The 22,592-nt window shown below is 51.3% G+C and carries 15 protein-coding genes; 8 read left to right on the top strand and 7 right to left on the bottom strand.

Annotated elements, in window-relative coordinates; genetic code table 11:
• The first annotated feature begins 77 nt into the window (after positions 1–77).
• The 8 genes from FW415_RS07105 to FW415_RS07070 all read left to right on the top strand — a co-directional run bounded on the left by FW415_RS07105 (position 78) and on the right by FW415_RS07070 (position 11,702).
• Positions 78–395: a carboxypeptidase-like regulatory domain-containing protein gene (locus FW415_RS07105; protein WP_148383575.1), complete on the top strand. Its 318-nt coding sequence runs from the start codon at positions 78–80 to the stop codon at positions 393–395.
• A 227-nt stretch (positions 396–622) separates the two neighbouring features.
• Complete coding sequence (locus FW415_RS07100; RefSeq protein WP_168208712.1) at positions 623–1,384, top strand: head GIN domain-containing protein; 762 nt, start codon at positions 623–625, stop codon at positions 1,382–1,384.
• A 110-nt stretch (positions 1,385–1,494) separates the two neighbouring features.
• Positions 1,495–2,004, top strand: a complete 510-nt coding sequence (locus FW415_RS07095; RefSeq protein ID WP_168208711.1) for an RNA polymerase sigma factor — start codon at positions 1,495–1,497, stop codon at positions 2,002–2,004.
• Between the two features lie 21 nt (positions 2,005–2,025).
• Positions 2,026–3,012, top strand: coding sequence for a FecR domain-containing protein (locus FW415_RS07090; RefSeq protein WP_148383572.1), 987 nt, complete (start codon positions 2,026–2,028; stop codon positions 3,010–3,012).
• A gap of 434 nt (positions 3,013–3,446) precedes the next feature.
• A complete protein-coding gene (locus tag FW415_RS07085; RefSeq protein WP_148383571.1) occupies positions 3,447–4,601 on the top strand; it encodes a FecR family protein in 1,155 nt (384 codons plus the stop codon).
• Between the two features lie 287 nt (positions 4,602–4,888).
• On the top strand, positions 4,889–8,269 hold the full coding sequence (locus FW415_RS07080) for a TonB-dependent receptor (protein WP_168208710.1): 3,381 nt from the start codon (positions 4,889–4,891) through the stop codon (positions 8,267–8,269).
• Between the two features lie 9 nt (positions 8,270–8,278).
• Positions 8,279–9,976 carry a RagB/SusD family nutrient uptake outer membrane protein gene (locus FW415_RS07075; RefSeq protein ID WP_148383569.1) on the top strand — a complete coding sequence of 566 codons (1,698 nt, stop codon included), beginning with the start codon at positions 8,279–8,281 and terminating at the stop codon, positions 9,974–9,976.
• A gap of 37 nt (positions 9,977–10,013) precedes the next feature.
• Positions 10,014–11,702 (top strand): hypothetical protein, encoded by a 1,689-nt coding sequence (locus tag FW415_RS07070; RefSeq protein ID WP_210420837.1) that lies wholly within the window; start codon positions 10,014–10,016, stop codon positions 11,700–11,702.
• A 53-nt stretch (positions 11,703–11,755) separates the two neighbouring features.
• Here the strand turns inward: FW415_RS07070 and FW415_RS07065 are convergent, their stop codons facing one another.
• From FW415_RS07065 to FW415_RS25520, 7 genes are all read right to left on the bottom strand, one after another.
• A complete protein-coding gene (locus FW415_RS07065) occupies positions 11,756–12,343 on the bottom strand; it encodes an RNA polymerase sigma factor (protein ID WP_148383568.1) in 588 nt (195 codons plus the stop codon).
• 136 nt (positions 12,344–12,479) lie between these two features.
• A complete protein-coding gene (locus FW415_RS07060; RefSeq protein WP_148383567.1) occupies positions 12,480–12,980 on the bottom strand; it encodes a DUF1735 domain-containing protein in 501 nt (166 codons plus the stop codon).
• Between the two features lie 23 nt (positions 12,981–13,003).
• Complete coding sequence (locus tag FW415_RS07055) at positions 13,004–14,623, bottom strand: SusD/RagB family nutrient-binding outer membrane lipoprotein (RefSeq protein WP_168208709.1); 1,620 nt, start codon at positions 14,621–14,623, stop codon at positions 13,004–13,006.
• Between the two features lie 10 nt (positions 14,624–14,633).
• Positions 14,634–18,107, bottom strand: a complete 3,474-nt coding sequence (locus FW415_RS07050; RefSeq protein WP_168208708.1) for a SusC/RagA family TonB-linked outer membrane protein — start codon at positions 18,105–18,107, stop codon at positions 14,634–14,636.
• Positions 18,108–18,520: 413 nt separating this feature from the next.
• Positions 18,521–19,687 carry a FecR family protein gene (locus FW415_RS07045; protein ID WP_168208707.1) on the bottom strand — a complete coding sequence of 389 codons (1,167 nt, stop codon included), beginning with the start codon at positions 19,685–19,687 and terminating at the stop codon, positions 18,521–18,523.
• Between the two features lie 82 nt (positions 19,688–19,769).
• Entirely contained in the window at positions 19,770–20,366 is a 597-nt protein-coding gene (locus FW415_RS07040; protein WP_148383563.1) for an RNA polymerase sigma factor, read from the bottom strand.
• Positions 20,367–20,563: 197 nt separating this feature from the next.
• Positions 20,564–21,937: a 2'-5' RNA ligase family protein gene (locus FW415_RS25520; RefSeq protein ID WP_256378906.1), complete on the bottom strand. Its 1,374-nt coding sequence runs from the start codon at positions 21,935–21,937 to the stop codon at positions 20,564–20,566.
• Positions 21,938–22,592 lie beyond the last annotated feature (655 nt).

Genomic DNA, 22,592 nt, shown 5'->3' with positions numbered 1-22,592 from the left:
TCAAAATTGAGAACTATCGGCAAAAACATCTACCTGAACCATTCTTTATTATTTAAACCTTTCAAAATTTGTATGCTATGAAAAAAGCAAAACTGAGTCTGTTAGCTGTAGCGGCCGTAGCAATCGGCGCTTTTGCCTTCCAAGGTATCGAAGGCGGTTCCATTTCCGGTAAAGTAGTTCCTGCTGACGGAGCCACTGAAGCATGGGCTGTTTCCGGAACGGACACATTGAAAACTGCGATCGCTGAAGGAACATTCTCCTTTACTGATGCAAAAGCCGGCACTTACACCGTGATTGTTGACGCCAAAGAACCATTCCAGGATGCCACTATCACTGATGTAAAAGTGGAAGACGGTAAAGCTACCGATCTCGGTGAGATCAAATTAGTGCAATAGTTGGTTTTCATAGGGGTTAATCGAGCCGGGTTCCGTGATTACGGGGCCCGGCTTTTTTTGTCCGGCAGGTAATCCGGCGGATCATGGCGGAATTACGGGGGAGGCAACACGATGGCCGCACCGGTATAACGAAAAGAATATTTAAGGGCGCTCTGGGGGTGCCCTTTTCTTTTCCCGTCATAATAGAAAGTCACCCATTGTGGCTTGCCCTAAAAAGATCAATCAACATGAAACTGACAACTAAACAAACGATCGTGATTACCAACAGCGGGCTCAGCGTGAGCCTGCTGCTTTGCCTCCTTGTTATTTTTGGCCTGATACTCAGCAGCTGCAGCCGTGAGAATGTACACGGCTCTGGCCGCATGGTCACCGAAGAAAGGGCCGTGGGCCGGTTCGAGGATATCACCCTGGAAGGACCGCTGCAGGTGCATCTTGAGCAGGACCAGCGCGTGCCGGTGGTCATTGAAGCAGAAGACAATGTGATGCGTTTCGTGGAAACCTTCGTGAATGGCACCACCCTTCACGTCAAGATCCGCAATAACGTCAACCTGAAAAGCTTCCGCCCGATAAACGTATATGTGCAGAACGACGAGTTCCGCAGGATCATTTTCTCCGGCTCGGGCTCCCTTACCGCAAACGACACCATCACTTCCACCCTGTTCTCCTATGAGATCAACGGCAGTGCAGACGCCCGGCTGAAGCTGGATGCCAACGAAGTGGAACTGATCGTGAACGGCTCCGGGGATATGGAGGTCGAAGGCAGGGCAGGCGATTACCGCGCCGAAATCAACGGCTCCGGGGATATCAACGCCATCGGCCTGCAGGTGGAGAACGCCCGGATCAGGATCTCCGGCTCCGGCGAACAGCGGATCTGGGTGCTGGATCTCCTGGACGCCCGCATCACCGGCAGCGGCAACATCAGGTACAAGGAAACGCCCGGTACGGTCAATACCAGCATCAACGGATCAGGAAAGGTTATCAAGTTATAGGAATGAACATCGCCATGAAAGCTACCGGAATACTGTCACCCCCCTCAGCAGCAACGAACGCCGGTAATGGTTATTTTTGCACCATGCCCGAAAATGCGAGGTTACAAAATTTGTTACAGGAAGATGAGCGAAGGTTCATGGAAGCGCTCTTCTCCGCTTATTTCCCGATGGTATGCAAGGCCATTTACCGCCTCGTGCCGGACATGGCCACCGCGGAAGATCTGGCACAGGAGGTTTTCATCAAGATATGGAACCGCCGCCAGCAGCTTACAGAAGTGTATTTCAAAGCATATCTGCACCGGGCCGCGGTAAATATGGCGCTGGATCATATCGACAAGCAGAAGCGCCGCGGCGGCACACCACTGGAGATCGGGCCGGGCCAGGAAGAACTGGCAGCCCCCGCCCCCGCGGTACACCTGAAGGAAACAAAGGCACGCATCCGCCAGGCTGTTGCACAGCTGCCGGAAAAATGCCGCGAGATATTTGTATTGAGCCGGTACGAGGAAATGAGTTATAAAGAGATCGCACAAACATTGCAGATATCTGTCAAAACAGTCGAGAACCAGATGATCACCGCATTGAAGAAATTACGTGTATCATTAAAAGAGTACCTGGAGTAGGGAACAAATAAATTACAGCGCATGTTCAACAACGACCATATAGACGCCCTCATCGCCCGTGACATAGAAGGGGAGATCACCGCAGCAGAGCGGGCGGAACTGCATTCCTGGCTGCAGGCGGACCCCGCCAACCGGGAATATTACAACGCCCTGCGGGAGACCTGGGACCTCACCGGGGACGCCGCAGACGCGCCCGAACCGGATGTGACACTGAACTGGCTGCGGTTCCGGCAGCACATGGAGCAGGAAGAAACCCCTGTGCCGCTGAAAGTGGTCACCCCCCGCAGGAACTGGTGGCGGCTGGCGGCCGCAGCTGTAGTGATCATCGCTGCAGCGGGCCTTGGCTTCACATTCCTCTCCAATATGAACAGCACTACGGTGATCACCGCAGCAGCTGACAAAAAAGAAGTGACCCTGCCGGACGGAAGCAAAATATTCCTCAATCGCAACAGCCGCATCAGCTACAAAAAAGGATTTGCCGCAAACCACCGGAATGTAGCGCTTGAAGGGGAAGCATTCTTTGACGTAGCACCGGATGCCGCCAGTCCTTTCATTGTGTCCGCCGGCGCTTCCCGAACCCGGGTGCTGGGTACCTCATTTGTGATCAGGGCCTATGAACATAAAACCGTGCGGCTGAATGTGGTGACCGGCAAAGTGGCTTTCTCGGGCAAACAGGATAACAAAGGATCACTGGTGCTGACGGCAGGCAATACGGCCATCTTGCAGCAGAACAAAGCACCGCAGCAAATCCAGGAGGCCGATCCGAATTTCATGGCCTGGAAAGAAAACCGGCTGCATTTCAATAACCTGCCACTGAACCGCACCCTCAGCACACTGGAAGAATATTTCTCCGTCCGGTTCATCGTAGACGATCCTTCGCTGCTGATGCTGACCTATACCGGAACATTCGATCATCCGGAATTGCAGGAAATACTGAAAGTGATCAGCACGGCCGCCCATGTGACTTTTACGGAAGAGGAAGAGGGCCTGTACCGCATCAGCCGGTAGATCATTGCCGCAGTCGGCAGCGCGTGGCATTTCATGTAGAAGCCTGCCCGCTTTGAATTGTTGTCTCATCGCATGATTATTGTAAAAGCATCAACGGAAACTATTCTATCAGTTTTTTCAAACAACACGAAGGTGCACCGGAAGTTTCCGGCGCACCTTCCTACTACCCGATATACGCCTAACCTCCCCTGCCCCAACCTGCTTTTTACCCCATCGGCATCCTGCTCCATCCTGCTCCCCACCTTGTGAAGGTGTCTGTAACATTCCGCTAAAACACAATACAGTTAAGGGTTTCCGGAGAAACCACAGGAGCCGGATAGCTTTTCTTCATTTTTTTGCCGGCGCACCGGGGTAACGGGTGCGCTTTCGTTGAACGTCTATTCTTAAAGGAGGCCTGTGATCACAGGCAATCATAACAACCAAGATATAAGTTCATGAATGCAGAACGATTGAAATACCTGTTGGAACGTTACCGCAATGGCCAATGCAACGAAGCAGAACTGGCCGAGATCAATGAATGGTATCATTCCCTGAACTATGATCCTGCTGATTTTAACAAGTGGCTGGAAGAGGAAAGCGGGGCGAAAGAACTGGCCGGTAAATTATATATGAACTTCCGGAGAACTACCCGCAGGGAAAAGGCCGGGCGACCACTCAGGCGTATCTGGCAGGCCGTTGCCGTTATTGCGTTATTAGCCGGCATGGCCTGGTCCATCAGGACCTATTTGCTACCCTCAAAAGCACCGGCGGATCAGCTTGCAGCCGCAACGATAACACCGGGAAAGAACAAAGCCATCCTTACCCTGGCCGATGGCTCACAGATATCGCTCGATGACGCATCGGACGGACAGCTCGCCAGCCAGCAGGGCACCAGCATTATCAAGGCTGCCAACGGCCGGCTGTTATACGGCGTTTCTGCCAATGCATCCGGCATAGATGCCCCGGCCGCGCTGAATACTTTATACACGCCCCGGGGAGGGCAATACCAGATAACATTACCGGACGGCACCACGGTCTGGCTCAATTCCGATTCAAAACTGAGCTTTCCGGTCGCCTTTCAGGGGAAAGAACGTAAAGTAACGCTGACGGGAGAAGCCTATTTTGAAGTGCGGCATATGACAAGCATGCCCTTCATCATTACTACCGGCAACCAGTCCATCGAAGTGCTTGGCACACATTTTAACATAGCAGGATATGAAGATGAACAGGAGATCAGCACCACATTGCTGCAGGGAAGCATCAGGGTCAGCAACATGCTGACAAAAGATGCGGAGGTACTGGTACCGGGGCAGCAATCACAGCTATCCAGAAGCACAGGCGATATAAAGATCCGGCAGGCAAATACAGAAGAGGTGATGGCCTGGAAGAACGGTTACTTCCTGTTTGACAACGAGGACCTTGCCGCCATTTTAAGAACTGTCAGCAGATGGTACGATGTGGAAATTGAATTTCACTACACCGGCAAACATGAAAAATTCGGTGGTACTTTCTCACGCTCTTCCGATCTGCATAACATTTTGAATAACCTGCAGGAGCTTGGTGATGTACACTTTAAAATAGACCAGAGAAAGATCATTGTTACAAAATAGCCACGTATGAATTTGCGCCCGGCGCCAGTCAGCACAGGCATCGGGTGCAGTATTGCCAAAATCATTAAAAAAGGAGGTGCTTATACAGAATGTTACCGCAATGGCCAAAATTACCAAGACCAAGGACGTTAGAGCCGCCCCTGGTCTATTAGCGATTGCTGACGCAGGTAATACATAATCTAAGGTCTAAATTATCTACTAACGTCAATCTTATTCAAATGTACAAAAAATTCACTGAATCGTTTTTCAGGTGGGATGCCTATGCGTTTTCCAGATTGCTCCTAAAAATGAAACTGATATTTCTATTATTAACAGCCACGTTTCTGCAGGTAAGAGCTGAAAGCTACGCCCAGAAAGTAACGGTCATCGTAAAGGATGCCTCACTGTCCGAAGTTATTGCAAAACTCCGGAAGCAGACCAGCTATGACTTCCTGTACAACAACGCTACGCTTGAACATGCAAAGCCGATCACCATCCACGCAAAAGGAATGCCCATCATGCGCTTCCTGGACAGCTGTTTCAGGGATCAGCCGTTTGAATACCAGGTCAGGAACAATACGATCCTGATCATGCAGAAAACGCCCCGCGCACCGGAACTGGTTACCGCAAGCCAACGACAGCAGCTGACCGGCGTAGTGCGGGATACCATTACCGGAGAAGTCCTGATCGGCGTTTCCGTTGGTGTGGAAGGCTCCAGCACCGGAACCAGTACAGACGAGAACGGGGCATTTTCGCTGAACCTTCCGGGGCCATCCGCGGCGCTGGTTGTATCCTACATCGGATACGAAACAAAACGGGTGGTGATATCCGGCCAGACGCAGATCACCATACTGCTGAAGAAAGCCAATACCAAACTGGATGAAGTGGTGGTAGTGGGTTACGGCACCCGTACAAAGGGAGCGGTGACCGGCGCGATCTCCACGGTAAATTCCGAAGTTTTTGAGAACCGTCCGCTGAATAACAGCTTCGATGCCTTACAGGGAACCCTGCCCGGCGTCACCATCACCAGGGCCAGCGGTCAGCCCGGCAACCAGGGCTATACCCTGCAGACGCGCGGATACTCCTCCATCAATGGTAATGTACCGCTGGTCATGATCGATGGCATACCCGGAGATCTGAATGTGATCAACCCGAACGACATTGCCAATATCACGGTACTGAAAGATGCGGCGGCATCCATTTATGGCGCCAGAGCGGCAGACGGCGTGATCCTCGTGACCACCAAAAAAGGCAGAAAAGGACCGCCGGAAGTTCTATATACCCTCAACCTCGGTCTCAAAAAACCTACCTACCTGCGCAAGATCACCAATACGCTCCAGTTCGCGGAAATGCTGGATGAAGGATTGCGCACCGTTGGCCAGGCGGGATTCGACCCTTCCGTTTTTGAGAAGATCAAAGCCAATGCGCCGGTAGAGCCTAACGGGGGCTGGAACTACGGGGTCACCAACTATCCGGGATTTTACGGGTACACGGACTGGAACAAGGAGATCTACAAGAATTCCAGCCAGCAGATACACAATATCTCCGTATCCGGCGGCGGCGAAAACAACAGCTATCTCCTGTCCCTCGGTTATAACCGGGATAACGGCAACCTGCGGTTCGGCGAGAACAATATGGACCGTTATAACATGCGGCTTAACTACGATTTCCGGCTGCTGGAAGGCCTGACCGTGGAAACCCGCACCAGCTTCGAGAACCAGGTAACAAGGGAGCCGAGCAACCTCGGCAATGCGTTGACCAACGTTCCACGCCAGTTCCCATATGCACCGGTACACAATCCCGAAGGTCAGTTCTATGGATACCAGGGATACGAAAACCCCGCGCAGACGCTGGCAGAAACCGGTAAACGGAATATCAATTATTCAAGGTTCACCACCAACCTGAAGATCGACTACGCGGTAATGGAAGGTTTGAAGCTCACCGGTCAGGCTTCCGTTAAAATGGATTATTACAACGATCATGCGAATTACCGCACCTTCACCCGCTGGAATTATGCGGGCGATGTACAGGATGTAAGGCAGAACCCCAATTCCGCCTACTATCAGAACACCAAAACGCTGAATAAACTGTACCAGGTGTATTTCGATTATACCAAAAGGTTTGCCGGCACACACGGCATCAACCTCACCGGCGGCGCATCCCTGGAGCAGAACAATGCTTCGGGCCAAACCACCTGGGGATACAATTTCCTGAGCAACGACATCTTTACCCTGAATCTGGCCGACCGCACCCAAACGGCGTATGCCAACTTTACCGGCAGCCTTACCAATTCCGCACTGGCTTCCTACTTCGGACGGCTCAGCTATGATTATAAGGAAAAGATCATCCTGGATATCACCGCCCGTGCGGACGGCAGCTCCAAATTTGCGCCGGACAAACGCTGGAGCGCGGTATTCCCGTCAGTAGCGCTCGCCTACAACCTTACGCAGGAACGTTTTCTTGAGCCGCTGCATATCTTCGATATGCTGAAGCTCAGGGTTTCCTGGGGCAAAATGGGTAACCAGGAAATCGGTTCGCTGGGCTTGTATGATTACATCCCGCTGGTATCCATCGGTGGCAACTATCCCATCGGCTCACCGAATGCCGGCCTTACCGGGGCCAACTCAAATCCCGCATCAGCGGACAGAACATGGGAAACCATCGAGAACAGGAATATAGGGCTGGATGTTGCGGTATTGCAATCCCGGCTGTCATTCACCTTTGATTATTTTACCAAGATCAATGACGACATGCTGGTAGGGATCGCCGTACCGGCCACCTATGGCGGATCACCGCCCTCCTCCAATCAGGGCCGCCTCGTTACCCGGGGTTTTGAAACAGCACTCACCTGGAAAGACCAGATCAACGATTTCCGTTACAGCGTGATGCTGCAGCTGAGCGACAGCAAGAACAAACTGGTGGAACTGAAGAACAGCGACAACTATAGCGAAGGCCTTAATTTCGTGCGGGAAGGCTACTCCATCTACTCCTATTTCGGATATGAATACGCGGGTATTATCAGAACGCAGAAGGAACTGGATGACTACAAGCAGCTGGAGAACGTTCCCGCCAGGATAGCCATAGGCGATGTGATGTATAAAGACCTGGATGGTGATGGAAGGCTGACCGCATTCGGCGATCAGACCAGAGGGCTGTCCGGTGACATGAAATACCTTGGCAATCTGCTGCCCCGCTACACCTTTTCTTCCAACATCAATCTCGGCTGGAAAAATTTCGATCTCTCCATTTTCCTGCAAGGCGTAGGCAAACGCAATATTCAATACAGCGGTGCCATCAGTACGCCCAATACATTCTTCTGGCCTTCGCTGGCGTACTACCACAACAAAACCTGGAGCCCCGAAAGGCCGGATGCCCAATATCCCCGCTACATCCCCGGCAACATGGGTTATGACGATGTAAGGAACTACAATTACCGCACTTCCGCCCTCGTCATGCAGAACGTGGCCTACCTGCGGTTCAAGGTGATCACACTGGGTTATGATCTCCCCCGGACGCTGGCGGCGAGATTAAGGATGAAGAGCGCCAGGATATACTTCAGCGGACAGGACCTGTTCACCATTTCCAAAGGTACGCTGGGCAACAACTTCGATCCCGAAGACGGCTTCCGGAATGAAGGCACCTATCCGTTCAATAAAATATTTGCTGCAGGGCTGAATGTTAAATTCTAATTCAATCTCATGAAATCGACAAATCTTATCCATCATAAAAAAGCGCGTACCGGCATACTGTTATGCATGGCACTGCTCATGTACACCGGCTGCAAAAGTGAGCTGGACCTGGTTTCCGAAGATAGTATCACAGATGGTATCTTCTGGAAAACACCCAATGATTTCAAACTGGGCGCCAATCAGCTTTATAACGGGCTGGACCGGTTCGGGTTCGAGGACACCGAATCCGATATCGCTTTCAACGATCCCAATTCCGTGAGCAATGGCACCTACCAGCCCACCGAAACCTCCGGCCAGTGGACCGGCAGCTATAACAACATCCGCTCCGCCAATAACGTGATCGAAAAAGGAGCCGGTACTACCGATCCGCTGATCAAACGCTATGTGGCCGAAGCCCGCTTTTTCAGGGCTTGGTATTATTACAAGCTGATGCGCGTGTTCGGTGGCGTACCACTGATCACCAAAGTTTTGAATACGGGCGATGCGGAGCTTTTCACTCCACGGTCTACCCGCACGGAAACTGTGGATTTCATTCTGAAAGACCTTGAAGATGCCAGTGCAGACCTGCAGCTGCAGGGAGAACTGGCCGGCGGCGATATCGGCCGGATCACCCGCGGCGCCGCGTTGTCGCTCGCAGCGAGGGTAGCTTTGTTCGAAGGCACCTGGCAGAAATTCCATGGAGAGGGCGATGCGAACAAGTACCTGGATGCCGCCATCACCGCCGCCACAACAGTGATGACCAGCGGACAATATGGATTGTACACCGGCAGCGCCGGGCAAAGCTACCGCTACCTCTTCCTCGAACCCGGCGACGATTCCCGCGAGTGCATCCTGGACAGGCGTTACGCCAGGAATATCCTGGGGCACGACATGCCGTATGCATATGACCAGTCCGGTTACAACCCCACCCGGAAACTGGTGGATATGTACCTGGATGATACCGGGCTACCCATCACCCATCCCGCCAGCGTATTCCACGGATACGCTACATTTTCATCCGAATTTGCAGACAGGGACCCACGGATGACCATGACCATGATCATCCCCGGTACGCTTACCAACCGTGTATTCAACCCGGTGACGAAAGTGGAGAACTGGCCGGATAAACCGCAGCGTAATTTCAATACGGGATATATACTCTACAAATACATGTCGGAAGACGCCACAGCCAATAACTCGGGGCGTATGGGAGATGCCAGCCTTTTCGAGTTCGACCGTCATCTTATCCGTTATGCGGAAGTGCTGCTGATCTACGCCGAAGCAAAGTTTGAAAGGAACGGGGCCATCACGGATGCTGATCTCAACATGTCGGTCAACCTGCTAAGGGACAGAGTGGATATGCCGCATCTGACCAATGCTTTTGTTACAACAAACGGGCTGGATATGCGGGAGGAGATCCGGCGGGAAAGGACGATCGAGCTGGCGCTGGAAGGATTCCGGTATGACGATCTCCGGCGCTGGAAAACCGCGGAAACAGTGTTGCCGCAGGATGTAAAAGGCATCAAAATAAAAGGAACGGACTGGGAAACGAGGGCGCCTTACAGCGATCCCGTCTATCAGAACAGAACCGATGCCAACGGCTTCCTGATCGCGGAATCGAACAGGATCTTCGATCCGGCTAAACATTACTGGCAGCCGTTGCCAACAAAAGAGGTAGCTTTTTATCTGGCCAGCGGTTATTCGCTGCCGCAAAACCCGGAATGGTAAAAGCCACATAGAGAATTTCGTAAACAACAATCAACATATGCACAAAAGCGCAAGAAAAGCTGTACAGTATGGATGCCTGATCATGATACTGCTCGCCCCGTTCTGCGGGGAAGCGTCCTGGCACAGCGGTCCGGGAAAAGGGAATGACGGCCCGAAGATCGTGAACATCGTCAATTTTATCCGCCTGCTGGAGCCACGCGATGCAAAGATCACACAGGATGTATTGTTTCAGACGGTCGTAAAGCAGGTGGAGAGCATGCGGCAATACGATCTTGGCGGCAGTTTTTTACTGCAGTATGATGCCCTGATGGATCAGCGGTATCAGCAGCTGTTAAAAGCCCTGCCGGGAGAAAAATATGAAATAGGCGCCTGGTGGGAGCTGCCGCAACCTTTGATAGAAAAGGCCGGGCTGAAATGGCGGGGCCGCTATCCCTGGGACTGGCACGCGGATGTAGGATTCTCCACCGGCTACACACCGGAGGAGCGGGAGAAGATCGTGGATGTTTATATGGCGGACTTCAAAGCGGTGTTCGGGTACTATCCCCGGTCCGTAGCTTCCTGGTTCATTGATGCCCATACGCTGAATTATATGTATGACAAGTATGGCATAGTGGCATCCGCGAATTGTAAAGACCAGTATGGTACCGATGGCTATACCCTCTGGGGCGGGTACTGGAACCAGGCCTATTATCCCAGCAGGATCAATTCCTACATGCCGGCGCAGCATGCAGAAAACCAGCTGCCGGTACCTGTTTTCAGGATGCTGGGCAGCGATCCTGTGCGCCAGTACGACATGCATCCCGGCGCCAGAAGGCAGGGCGTGATCTCACTGGAACCCGTTTACCCGGAAGCAGGTGGCGATTCCACCTGGGTGCATTGGTTCATGCGGGAATTTGTGGAAGGGGCCTCGCTGGCATTCAACTACACCCAGGCCGGGCAGGAAAACTCCTTTACCTGGGAGGCGATGGAAAAAGGTTTCAGGATACAGATGCCGCTGATCGCACGGTTACGGGATGAAGGGAAGATCAGGGTGGAAACACTCGAAGCCTCGGGCAGATGGTTCAGCAAAAAATTTCCGGTCACCCCGGCTACCGCTTTTACCGTCAATAACGATCTTCCGGGAAGCGATCGCAAAACGGTATGGTTCAACAGCCGCTTCTACAGGCTCAACCTGCTCTGGGAAAACGGGCAGCTGCGCATCCGGGACATCCACCTGTTCGATGAGCAATTTCCTTCCGTGTACACCACACAGAAAGCCACTTCCAATGAATGTGTTTTTCTCACGCTCCCCTTCGTGGACGGTTACCTGTGGAGCACAAAAGATCACTACGCGGGCATCCGGTTCAAAGCGCTGGTCAACGGGAAAGAGGTCCCCATCACCGGCGGCGATCCCGTGATCACCAATGCTGCCGGAAAACTCCGGATCTCCTGGCCGCTGAAGACCATCACCGGCCGCCTGGATATGGAAATCACCGAAAGAACGATGAAAATACAGCTGAAAGGAAACCGGCAAAAAGCGCAGTGGTTCCTGGATATGACAACGGCGGGAACAGCGGCGCTTCCCTTCCGGGATATCCAGCCGGATCGCATACAATGCGCATCAGAAGGCATGAACTATGTGATAAAGGCTTTGAATGGCCGCTTTTCAACACCGGGAGAAGGGAAGGTATTCAGGATATCTCCCAACGTCGGTACACTGACGCTGGAACTCTCGAATGGCAATTAGCGGAAGGGAATGGATATTGAAAGATCCCGGCCTGTCAAACGGCCGGGATTTTTTTATTGGAGGCACTCATATGCCATAACGATCAGCAGCATGATGCTTTTATCATAATACAGCAGGTTGCCTCTCAGTATCCTTAACGCTTTGCGCATATGTTGTTCCACGGTATTTTCCGAAATGCCCAGTTGCAGCGCGATTTCCTTGTTGGAAAGATGCTTTTGCCGGCTGAGTTTGAATACCTTCCCGCATTGCGGCGGCAATTTTTCGATCTCCGATTCGAGTTTTTTCTCCAGGTCCCTGGTTTCTATCTGGAAATAAGGGGAGTTATCCTCTACTTCAAAACGGATGTTGGCATGCTGCGCATATTTTTTCTGCAGTGCATCACGACGGTAAGCATCCAGGATTTTATTCTTCAGGGTAACATAGAGGTAGGCGAACAGGGAAGCAATGGTATTGGCGGACTCCTTGTTTTTGAATAGCGTAATAAAAGCTTCCTGCACAATATCCTCGGCAATATCTCGCTCCCCGACTTTGCGATAAGCAATGGACAGCAGTTGAACGGCGTATCGTTTATAGATCATTTCGAATGCCCGTTCTTCCCCTTTTTGCCATAAAAGGATCAGTTCCAGATCGCTTAGTTCCATTTATGAATAAAATAAAAAGTAAATCGGGATACCCTGACAAATATAAAGAACATTCAGCAAGGGGCAAAGGATGAGGGGTGTTGGCAAAGAAAAGGGCCGACCTTTTGGTCAGCCCTCCACTCAGGTAGTATATAACTTATTGTCCTTTCAACGTAAAGATCATACTCTTGAAATTCGATGCTACGGTATTGCCATCAGCAGCAGCAATAGTGAATGGCAAAATATAATCATACTGCGGATCGATCTTCTCGGAAATGATCGTTATGGGCAGGATGGCCTGCTGTGCACCTGAAGGAATGACCAGGTCAAGACTGCTCACCTCGTAACAGTCTGCAGACAGTAAACGGTAAGCGGTCCCCCATTGATCATTGTAAGCATCTGCCAATGCATTATCCAGCGTAAATTTCACCAGTACGTTCTTGTCCAGCGGTTTTTCATAAGATACCTTGGCATAGAGGTTCAGCTGCACAGTGCCCGCCGCGCTATCTTCCGGCTGCGAAGCATAGCCTTTCACAGGCCAGTTGGCATTGGGGATGAGCACTATTGGCTGGATGCCGGTATAATCCAGTGTAACTTCATTCTTCAGGCATCCTGGAAGAACGAACAGTATTAAGAAGAATAGAATGATCTGTTTCATGTGTTGTAGTATTGATTTGACGATCACGGCATCCACCAGATTTTGCTGGTGAATATATCCAGCTGGCCCTGTGCGTTTACGTTCTTTGGATTGACGATATATTCATTGCTGTTGTAAAGTAAGCGGAAAGGAATGGCATTGCCCACACGCTGCGGCGACGCAGAAACAGGGAGATCCGGGAAGCGGCCGTTGCGGCGGTAATCCGTCCATGTTTCGAGCGGCTCTATGCCGTTGAAGGCCATGTATTTCTGAAACATCAGCAGTTTGTATTTATCCGGCGCCGCAGCCCAGCTTACGTTGGGATTGGCAGCTTGCTGTATGTACCAGGTATCAAAAATGGCATCGGACAATTCGGGCATACTTGTATTACCGCCCGCATTCAGCCAGCGGAAAGATTCCTTTACCGCATCCTTATAGGCATTCTCCGCATCGCCTGGCAACCATCCACGCTGCACTGCCTCCGCCTGCAAAAATTTACTTTCAACACTGGTCATCACCCAGTCCGCCATATCTCTTCCTTTAATGATCCCTTTGGCCGCGGGCGATACTACGTCATTATTGCGCGATCCGCCTACCGCGGATATATAGGTTACGTCCTGATAGGGATACAGGCTGCTGTTCACATAATCCCCGAACCTGTTCCCCCTGAAATCCTGCCGGCCCGGCTGCGGAAAAGGCTCCGGAGCGCCGGCTGGCACCGGTAAATCAATGCTGCTGTAAAACAACTCCAGGCGCGGATCATTATCGGCTTTGAGCAGGTTCATGGCATAGATGTTCGCATGCGACCAATGATAGGAACCTATTTGCAGCACAGCGTCATAATCTCCTCCGCCATGCTGGTTGTGATTGGAATAACATCCGAAGTAATACGAGAGCTGCTTCCTGATCACATAACCCGGATTCACGGATGCATCCTGACCGCTTTCGAGGAAACCGCTGCCTTCGCTTGTGATCTTTTCCATTTCTGCTGCAATATATGCTGCGCGGTCTGTGCGGTTCGCCTGGTGTATCAGCAAGCGCAGCCTGAGTGTGTTGATGAATTTCAACCAGCTGACCTGATCTCCATGAAACATAATATCTGTACTGCTGATCTTCAGGTTCTGCTCCGGCTTTGCATGGCTGATGAGATCAGACGCACGATCCAGCTCCCGCATCAGCTCTTCATAGATAGCCATGGCATCATCATACCGCGGTTGCAATACGGACGAATTGAATGCATCAGTATAAGGCATATTGTTCAACACGTCCACTGCACGCTGAAATTGTACAACTCGCAATACCTTTGCAATACCGGTATAAAATGTCTGTCCAAGTTCCTGCGATCTGGTTTCCAGGAATTTGATCTCCGGGCTTATCGCTGCGGAGAATACCCCTGGTTCCGCCTCTGTGCGGTTATATGTTACCACAGTATGGCCCGGAGGAAACTGGTAATAGGCCCAGTAACCCATCCAATGCTGCAGGAACCGGGTATCCTTTGAAGCGATAGAACTTTCCATCAGTGGCGCCAGCACCTGGTCCGGTGTAGCCTCTGTATCGGTCAGGTCCCTCGGATTATAATTCACGTCCAGCCAGCCTTTCTTGCAGCTTGCTGTTAACAGCACCATGCATAAGAGGTATGACCATATTCTATATAAAAAACGCATTGTCATCATTTTAAAATTTAAGTCCTGCTGTGAAACCATACAAAACCGTTCCCGGCAATGCCGTGTTATCGGAGCTTCCCCCGGAGAGATTATTGGGTACGGACGAAAACTGGCGCTGTCCCGGCCCTTTGATCAATCCCGGATCGCCGTTGATATTGGAGCGGGGATAAATGGAGAACAGATCGCGGCCATACAGGCTGCAGGTGACATCCTTCAGTATTCCTCTTTTGAAAGGCAGCACATACTGGAACGCTACTTCCCGCAATTTCCAGAAAGCGGCGCTGGTGAGACCATGCAGACTTACCTGCTCGAACCTGGAATACAATTCCTGGTTGGCGCTGTTCACCACCACATCCTTGTTCTCCACATATTTGCCAAAACCATCATCATACACAGAATGCGGGAATACAAAACGTTCCCTTCCATTGAGTGTCGTCAGTGTGTGGAGACCGGCCCACAGATCATAATCCGTGCTGAACTTGTGCTCATATCCGCCCAGATAATCCAGTAATATGCTGGCGGAAAAATTCTTCCAGTTGAAGTTCAGACCAACAGATGCGGCATATTTTGGCAGGGTTCTGCCGCGCAGGGAAAATTCCTCATATCCCTGGGCTTCCGGCAGGCCCGTAACCTTGTCCACGATCACCCTGCCCTGGGGGTCGCGCACCCAGTCCCTGAACGCAAAGGAAAATGCCTGAGACCCTTCCTGCGCATAGTACTTCTGCCCGGCGCCGTCTGATACCGGAAACAGCCCGCCATATACATCTGTGAGGTACAATACTTTGTTATCATTGATGGCGAACCTTCCTTCTACGGAAAGCGCCATTTTGTTCGGCAACTGGAACAAGGGATCTACTTTCAGGTCAAATTCAAATCCGTTGTTGCGGAAGGAGCCGGCATTGTCGATACTGGGATAACCGCTGAGCCATGCATTATCCACATTCAGGATCACGGAATTGTTGCGCTGGTAATAGTAAGTAGCGTCTACCGTAATGCGGTCGTTCAGAAAGGAAAAATTACCGCCATATTCCTGGGAGATCACTCTTTCCGGTTTCAGCAACGGATTGGGATTACCGGGATAGAAAGCATACCCAAGCAGGTAATCTCCGGTCGAATTGTCCTGATAAGGATAACCACCCATCAGGCCCAGCGTGCGTTCCGCCTGATAGGGAACAATATTCATATTGGCAGATTGGGCGACTGATGCCCTCAAACGCGCTGTAGTGAGCCATTTCCAGTCCCTCAGGGAAGGGAATATTTCTGACAGTACTGCCGATGTGTTCACCCCGAAATACATATCCTGCCCACGCGCTATCTTCGCCCGTTTGGAATCCCACTCGTTACGGCCTGTCAGTTCCAGGAAGATGCGGTCCTTATACCCCGCAGTTACATTGCCGAATAAAGACCATGATCTGGATAGCACCGCAACTTCCTCCGGAAACAATCCATATGAGGTAAAGGCAAGGTTATATACCGGCACTACCAGTTCCGCGCCCGCTTTGAGTTGTTTGTAGTAGTTCTCGCGAATGGTATTGCCCACATTGGTGCGAATGAGAAAATTACCGGGATGATGGATAGTGGAAATAACAAAATCGTTGTTGATGGAGGTGGACACGGACATATCCTCTCCGACAGTAGCGAAACGGTCATACATTTTGTTGTAATCCTGCGCTGCGAAATCCGAAAAATATAGCGGCGCGGAGGTTGATTTTGCATATGTTCCCGTGTAGTTGATACCGGGCTGGTCCCGGATACTCAGCCAGCTGAAGGGCTTTACTTCCAGGATGAGATTGCCGGACACTGCGTTGACGGTGGACCGGGTACGCCGGTTATCTATTTGTTGATATGGACTGATCCCGTTCCAGTAGCGGTCTTGATGCGACCAGTGATCGTTTATGTAGTCGCTGTATTGCAGAATCGGAATAAAAGTCGGCAGACCGCGTACGTTCGATGTAATATCGGGGCCGCGGTCATCCGAGGTATGTGCGTAATTGATATTCAGCCGGATGTCTATCACCCCGAAATTCCTGCTGGTGTTCAGCAGGATGGTGGACTGATTTTGTTTGTCTTTAGGCAGCAGGCCTGTTTGCATAGCATGCCCAAGCCCCAGGTAAAACGACGAACGGGCATCCGATGATGAAAAGGATAAATTGTTCCGTACCGTTTTGGCTACCTGAAAAAATTTACGGGCATCTTTTGTATCGCGGTAAGGCACCCTCTGCAATTCGCCATTTTCATCCGGATAGCCGATGGGTACCATGCTGCCATCGTATGCAGGGCCCCATCCATAAGTTGATCTGGCATCATAAATACCGTTGCCGAACTCGTCTGTCAGCCCGCTGCCAATGCCATAAGTGCGCTGCCTTCTTTCCCGGCGGTAATCCACACGCTGGAACGACGTATTATTCCGAAAGTTGATGGCAGGTTTACCCATCTGGCCCTTTTTGGTAGTGATGATGATCACACCATTAATGCCCTCGGGACCGTATAAGGCGGTACCGTTGGCGCCTTTCAGTACGGTCACGTTATCGATATCCGCCGGATTGATATTATTGATGAAGCTCATCACCTGCTGCGCCGCCGATTGATCTGTACCGAAAGACAAAGGCGCGCCATTGAGAATGAACATCGGCTGGTTATTGCTGTTCTGCCCGAACGAGCGGATGCCGCGTACAAGGATGCGCATTTCCGGCGTCATGTCAGAGCTTTGGGTGGTGATGGTCATACCGGATACCTTGCCGATCAATCCCGTCAGTACATTACCCGAGTTGGCTTTGTTGATCTCTTCCCCGCTCACCCTGGCAATGGAGTACCCCAGTTCTTTGGTCCGCTTTTCAATATTGTAGGCGGTGATCTGTACTTCGTTCAGTTTGATATCCGATTTAACGAGGCGGATCATCCAGCCGCCGTCATCCCGGGGCGATACGTTGCCTGTTTTCCCTTTTTTGAACGGTATGCCGTTGCGGATGCCGATCTCCGTGGGGGTGAAGCCTACGGCGGAGATAATGATCGTAACATCATCCGGGATGCCGGTTAATGCGAAGCTTCCGTCGCCCAATGCGGAAGTGGCCTTGCTGCTGCCTTTCACGGCAATAGTGGCGCCCGGTACGGGGTTGCCTTCCATATCCAGTACCTGCCCCTTCAGATCCGTCAGCACAGGTATTTGTGCATGGAGCCGGGCGATGATGTCCGCATCCCTGAATAATACGATCGTCTTGTTATTGAAATTATAGTTAAGCGATTGCTGGTACAGTATCTTGTTGAGGAAAAGGTCTAACGGCATGTCCTGCGCGCTGACAGTCACCGGCTTTGCATCCTTCAGCAGGCCGATATTATAGAACACGACATAACCGGTTTGTTCTTCAATAACGGAAAATATTTTCCGCAGGTCAGCACGCTGACCGGTGAACGTAACGGTCTGCGAACGGACGGAGGCGTGTGCGCCGAGTAATGCCGTGATGAGCAGTATTGCAGTAAGTTTCATCGTATTCACAATTATATTTACACCCGGGCGGCGGGAGCTTCCCCCGGCCGGTCTCATTGCATGCACGATTATATCGCTGTCGAAGCGGCGGAATGCCCATCTGGTTGCCTTCCCGGTTACCCGGCTGATCCTGCTGCGGACTGTTGCCTCAAAGCCCTGTTTCTCAATCTGGTTAATATTGGCCTTATACCGGTCGCGGTACAGGCTAAAAGGAATGTCCGAAGCGGACACAGGCATGCACTTACAAAGAGCCTTTTTTTGCATAGCTTTGCATTGGTTGATAGATGAATAAAGCAATTGACATTGAACTTGGTTGTTTACAGGATCTATCAGCTATTCGCCGTTCCGGGTCCTACGCCGGAGCGGTTTTTTCTTGATAAACCCTTATGATTGGTTGTTGTCGCTTTAAAATATTACGGCATTACAACGAGCCGTTTCCCCTCCAGCCTGAAATGTACCCCTGCTGTTTGCAGCACCTTCAATACCCCCGTCAGTGTAAGGTCCCTTTCTATCTTTCCGCCAAAGCCAATGGGCGGTATTCCCTTCTCATATACAATATCGATGTCGTACCAGCGTGCGAGCTGGCGCATAACGTCTTCCAGCGTGGCGCCTTCGAAATTGAAAAGCCCGTCCTTCCAGGCCACTACCTGCGCCGCATTCCTGTGCGGTACAACCCGGATGCTGTTATCCGGCGATACCAGCGCCTGCTGGCCGGGCGACAACACCGCATTGCCGGTGGCATTGCTCACACGCACGGCGCCTTCCAGCAGTGTTGTTTGTATAGCAGGTTCGTCCGTATATGCGTTCAGGTTAAAATGTGTGCCCAATACTTCCACGCGGTTGCCCTGCTGCATTTTTACCACAAAAGGCATTTGCGCGTCCGGGGCTATTTCAAAATATACTTCTCCTGAAACTTCCACCAGCCGCTCTTTTCCGGCAAATGCAGTAGGATAACGAATGGAGGAAGCTGCGTTCAGCCAAACTTTACTGCCATCGGGCAGTATGATCCTGAACTGTCCGCCACGGGGAGTTGTCAGCGTATTATGCAGGATCACATCTGCTTTCCCCTGTACATCATATTGCAGTTGCCCTCCTTGTTGCAGTACCGTGCTCCGGCCCTGCCGGATGCTTTGCCGGCCGGTACTATCCAGCGGAATGGCGGAACCGTCCTGCAGGGTGAGTATGGCTTTTGTGCCGCCAGGGGCTACGTCCGCCACGGCAGTATTTCCCGCAGGCCGCTGTTGCAGCCAGAAGTATGCGCCGATGCTCAGCAACAATGCAAGTACCGCTGCATATCGCAGCCAGGGGCTTTGCAGCCATGATATACGCGGGCGAACGGCTTTCTTGTCAGCAAGCTCGCTGTCGATCCGGAAGTTTACTTTTTCGGCAATCAGGGAGCGCAGGAGCTGGTTCTCTTCCTCCTCATAACGGCCGGTACGCCAGTCCTCTTCCATTATTTGCTCCAGTTGCTCGTCATAATGGCCACTGTGCAGCATTTGAAAGAATTCCGCTTTATCGGCTGCCGACAAACGGCCGGTAACATATAATTCCAGTAAGGCGCTGAATCGCGTTTCGCTCATAGCATAGATGTTGGCACTATTAATAGAGACGCATAAAAAAAGCGGGAGGGTAGTTCCGGGCAGCATTATTTTTTGAGGGGGGTCAACTTTTCATATGCTGCATGAACAGCAGGATCAGCAACAATACATCACCCTCATGTTCATGCAGGTAATTGCGGAGAAAATGCAGGGCCTTTACGATATGGTCCTTCACGCCATTGCGGGATATCTGCAGCAGCGTGGCGATCTCTTCATAACTTTTCCCCTCCATCCTGCTAAGCATAAACACTTTCTTACGCATGGGCGGCAACGCTGCTATTCCCTTTGCAATAAAGGCACTGGCTTCTTTATAGATCAGCGGGTGATCCGGCAGAATGGTATCTTCCTCCCTTTCTCCCGGTTCTGCGGAAATAACCGGGCGTACTTTCTTTTTACGCAGTTCAGAGAGCACTTCATTGCGGGTCAGCACAAACAACCATCCGTCAAAATTCCGGATGGCAGGCAACTGGCTGCGGGATTGCCAGACTTTCAGAAAAACGTCCTGTGTGATCTCCTGTGCATCTTCCACAGACCGGAGGTAGGTGAGTGACAGGGTATAAACTTTGTTCCAGCATGTATGCAGGAGGCTGTTAAAAGCCGCCCTGTCCCCTTCCGCAACAAGAAGCAATATATTCTTTTCAATAAGCGACGGGTCCTGCATATAGTACTACAAGATAATGGTTGATCCGGATTGAATGTCAAGCAGGCAGGGCTACAGCCAGGCATGGTTGATCACGATGGCGTAAAATAACAAAAAATATAAAGAACATGCACACCAGTCAGCGGGAACGATATCTGCAAAAAAAATTCCGGACCTTTTGCAAGATCCGGAATCTGTTATTTACCATCGTTTCTTTCTCAGGCGCCGCCCAGTTTGCATTTCTGCAGTACTTCCCATGACTTGCCGTTATGGCGCAGGAAGTAGAGGTTGTTGACTTTGAAAGTAGCGGTATATTCTTTGTTTTCGTATTCCGGCCATGCCTTTTCGAACTGTGCGTCGTCGAGGTCTTTGAAGGCAACGGTTACGTGCGGAGTGAAGCCTGTACGGGCAAGCATAGTGCTGAAGCCGAATTCTTTCCGGAGGAAATTGATCAGCTGGCGATGCATGGCGCTCATGGTTTCGCTTTTCTCCACGTTGATGAACAGTACGCGGTTCTGTTTGTTCGGGAAGGTGCCGAAGCCGTTCAGGGACACTTCAAATGGCGCCTGCGTCTTGGCAAATTCCGTCAGTTCCTCACAGAATGCTCTTTCGAGGCTCGGGTCTGCGGTGAAAGGTACCTGCAGGGTGATGTGCGGTAATACTTTCAGTGCGTAAGTGGGACCATATTGTTCCGCGAAGTCCTGTTTTATCTTGATGATCTCTTTACCTACTTCAGCTGTGGGCAGCAAAGCGATAAAATAGATCTTGTTATCTACTTTGGGAGGACGGTTGAAATTTCTGGGACCACCCTGGCCACGGCCTTGTCCGCCGCCGCCACGGTTGAAGCCGCCTCCACCGCCACCGCGGTTGAAGCCACCACCGCCGCCGCCGCGATTATATCCACCGCCGCCACCGCCACGGTTGTATCCACCGCCGCCGCCACGGTCATAACCGCCGCCGCCACCGCCGCGATCGTAACCACCACCGCCGCCACGGTTGTATCCGCCGCCGCCGCCATAGCCACCACCGCCACCGCGATCGTAACCGCCACCACCGCCACGGTCGTAGCCACCACCACCGCCGCCGCGATCATATCCGCCGCCGCCGCGGTTGTACCCGCCGCCACCACGGTCATAACCACCGCCGCCACGGTCGTAACCGCCGCCGTAGCCACCACCGCCTTCGCCACGGTCGCGGTTATAGCCGCCGCCGTCACGATCACGATTGTAACCACCGCCGCCATCACGGTCGCGGTATCCACCACCCTCATTACGGGGGGGATAGCCGCCGCCTTCGCGGTTGTATGTTCCTTCACGGTTAAAATTGCCATCTCCTCCTCTGGGAGTATAGCCTTCTCCACGGGGGGTATAACCTCCTTCCCGGCGGGGCGTATAACCTCCTTCACGCGGGGTATAACCACCTTCGCGGGGAGTGTAACCGCCTTCACTACGGGGAGTGTAAGGTCTTTCTCCGTCTTTGCCAAATTCGGGTTTCTTGAATTCACCACCTTCCTGGTCTTGGTTGGGTTCTTGCTGATCTCTGTTGTAGCCAGGAGAATACTTTCGGGGGCGTTCGTTTCTCTCAAAATTCATCTTACTTGATTAAGCGTTTGAAGCAATTTTTCAATGATTTCATAAAAATGAAATTCACCTACTTGTTTAGGTTTATATTACTAGGGTGCCGGTCACCCGCATAACGTCGGGACAAATCTGTTATATTTTTTACAAGAATACCGGCTTCCGTTTCAATAAAAATTTAACTTTCTCTATCTGTTTTTTCTCGGACAGCAAAGATAATTGAGTGCCGTCTGCATTACAATTTTTTTGCGGAAAATTTAAAAATTATTCCCTTCGCCGCTTCGACAGGAACTTTTCGACAGGAACTTAAGGTAATTGGTTAACCGGATATCATCCTGAAACCTCCACATGCCAGTTACAATTGCGCTGTTGGAATGCTCTCAGGGCTACCATTAGAAAACCTGGTTTTTACATTATTTTTGCCTTGGATTCACCTGAAATTAACATGAGTAAGTTTTCATTTCTTATTCATAGCACCAGGGTCTACTTTCTATCTGCGTCAGCTTTTTTGGATCCTAAAAAAAAGATATCACATCTGTTTTACTTGCAGTGACACCCACACAGTGCCAGCCGCTTTTCCTGATTGTAATATACAAATAATCTGGTGTATCTGGTCAAGCCTCCGGGCAATATTAAGACAATACTAGCATTCTGTTCGTTAATAATTTGC

This window comes from Chitinophaga sp. XS-30, from assembly GCF_008086345.1.
Lineage (GTDB): Bacteria > Bacteroidota > Bacteroidia > Chitinophagales > Chitinophagaceae > Chitinophaga.
This window is presented reverse-complemented; position numbering and strand designations above follow the sequence as displayed.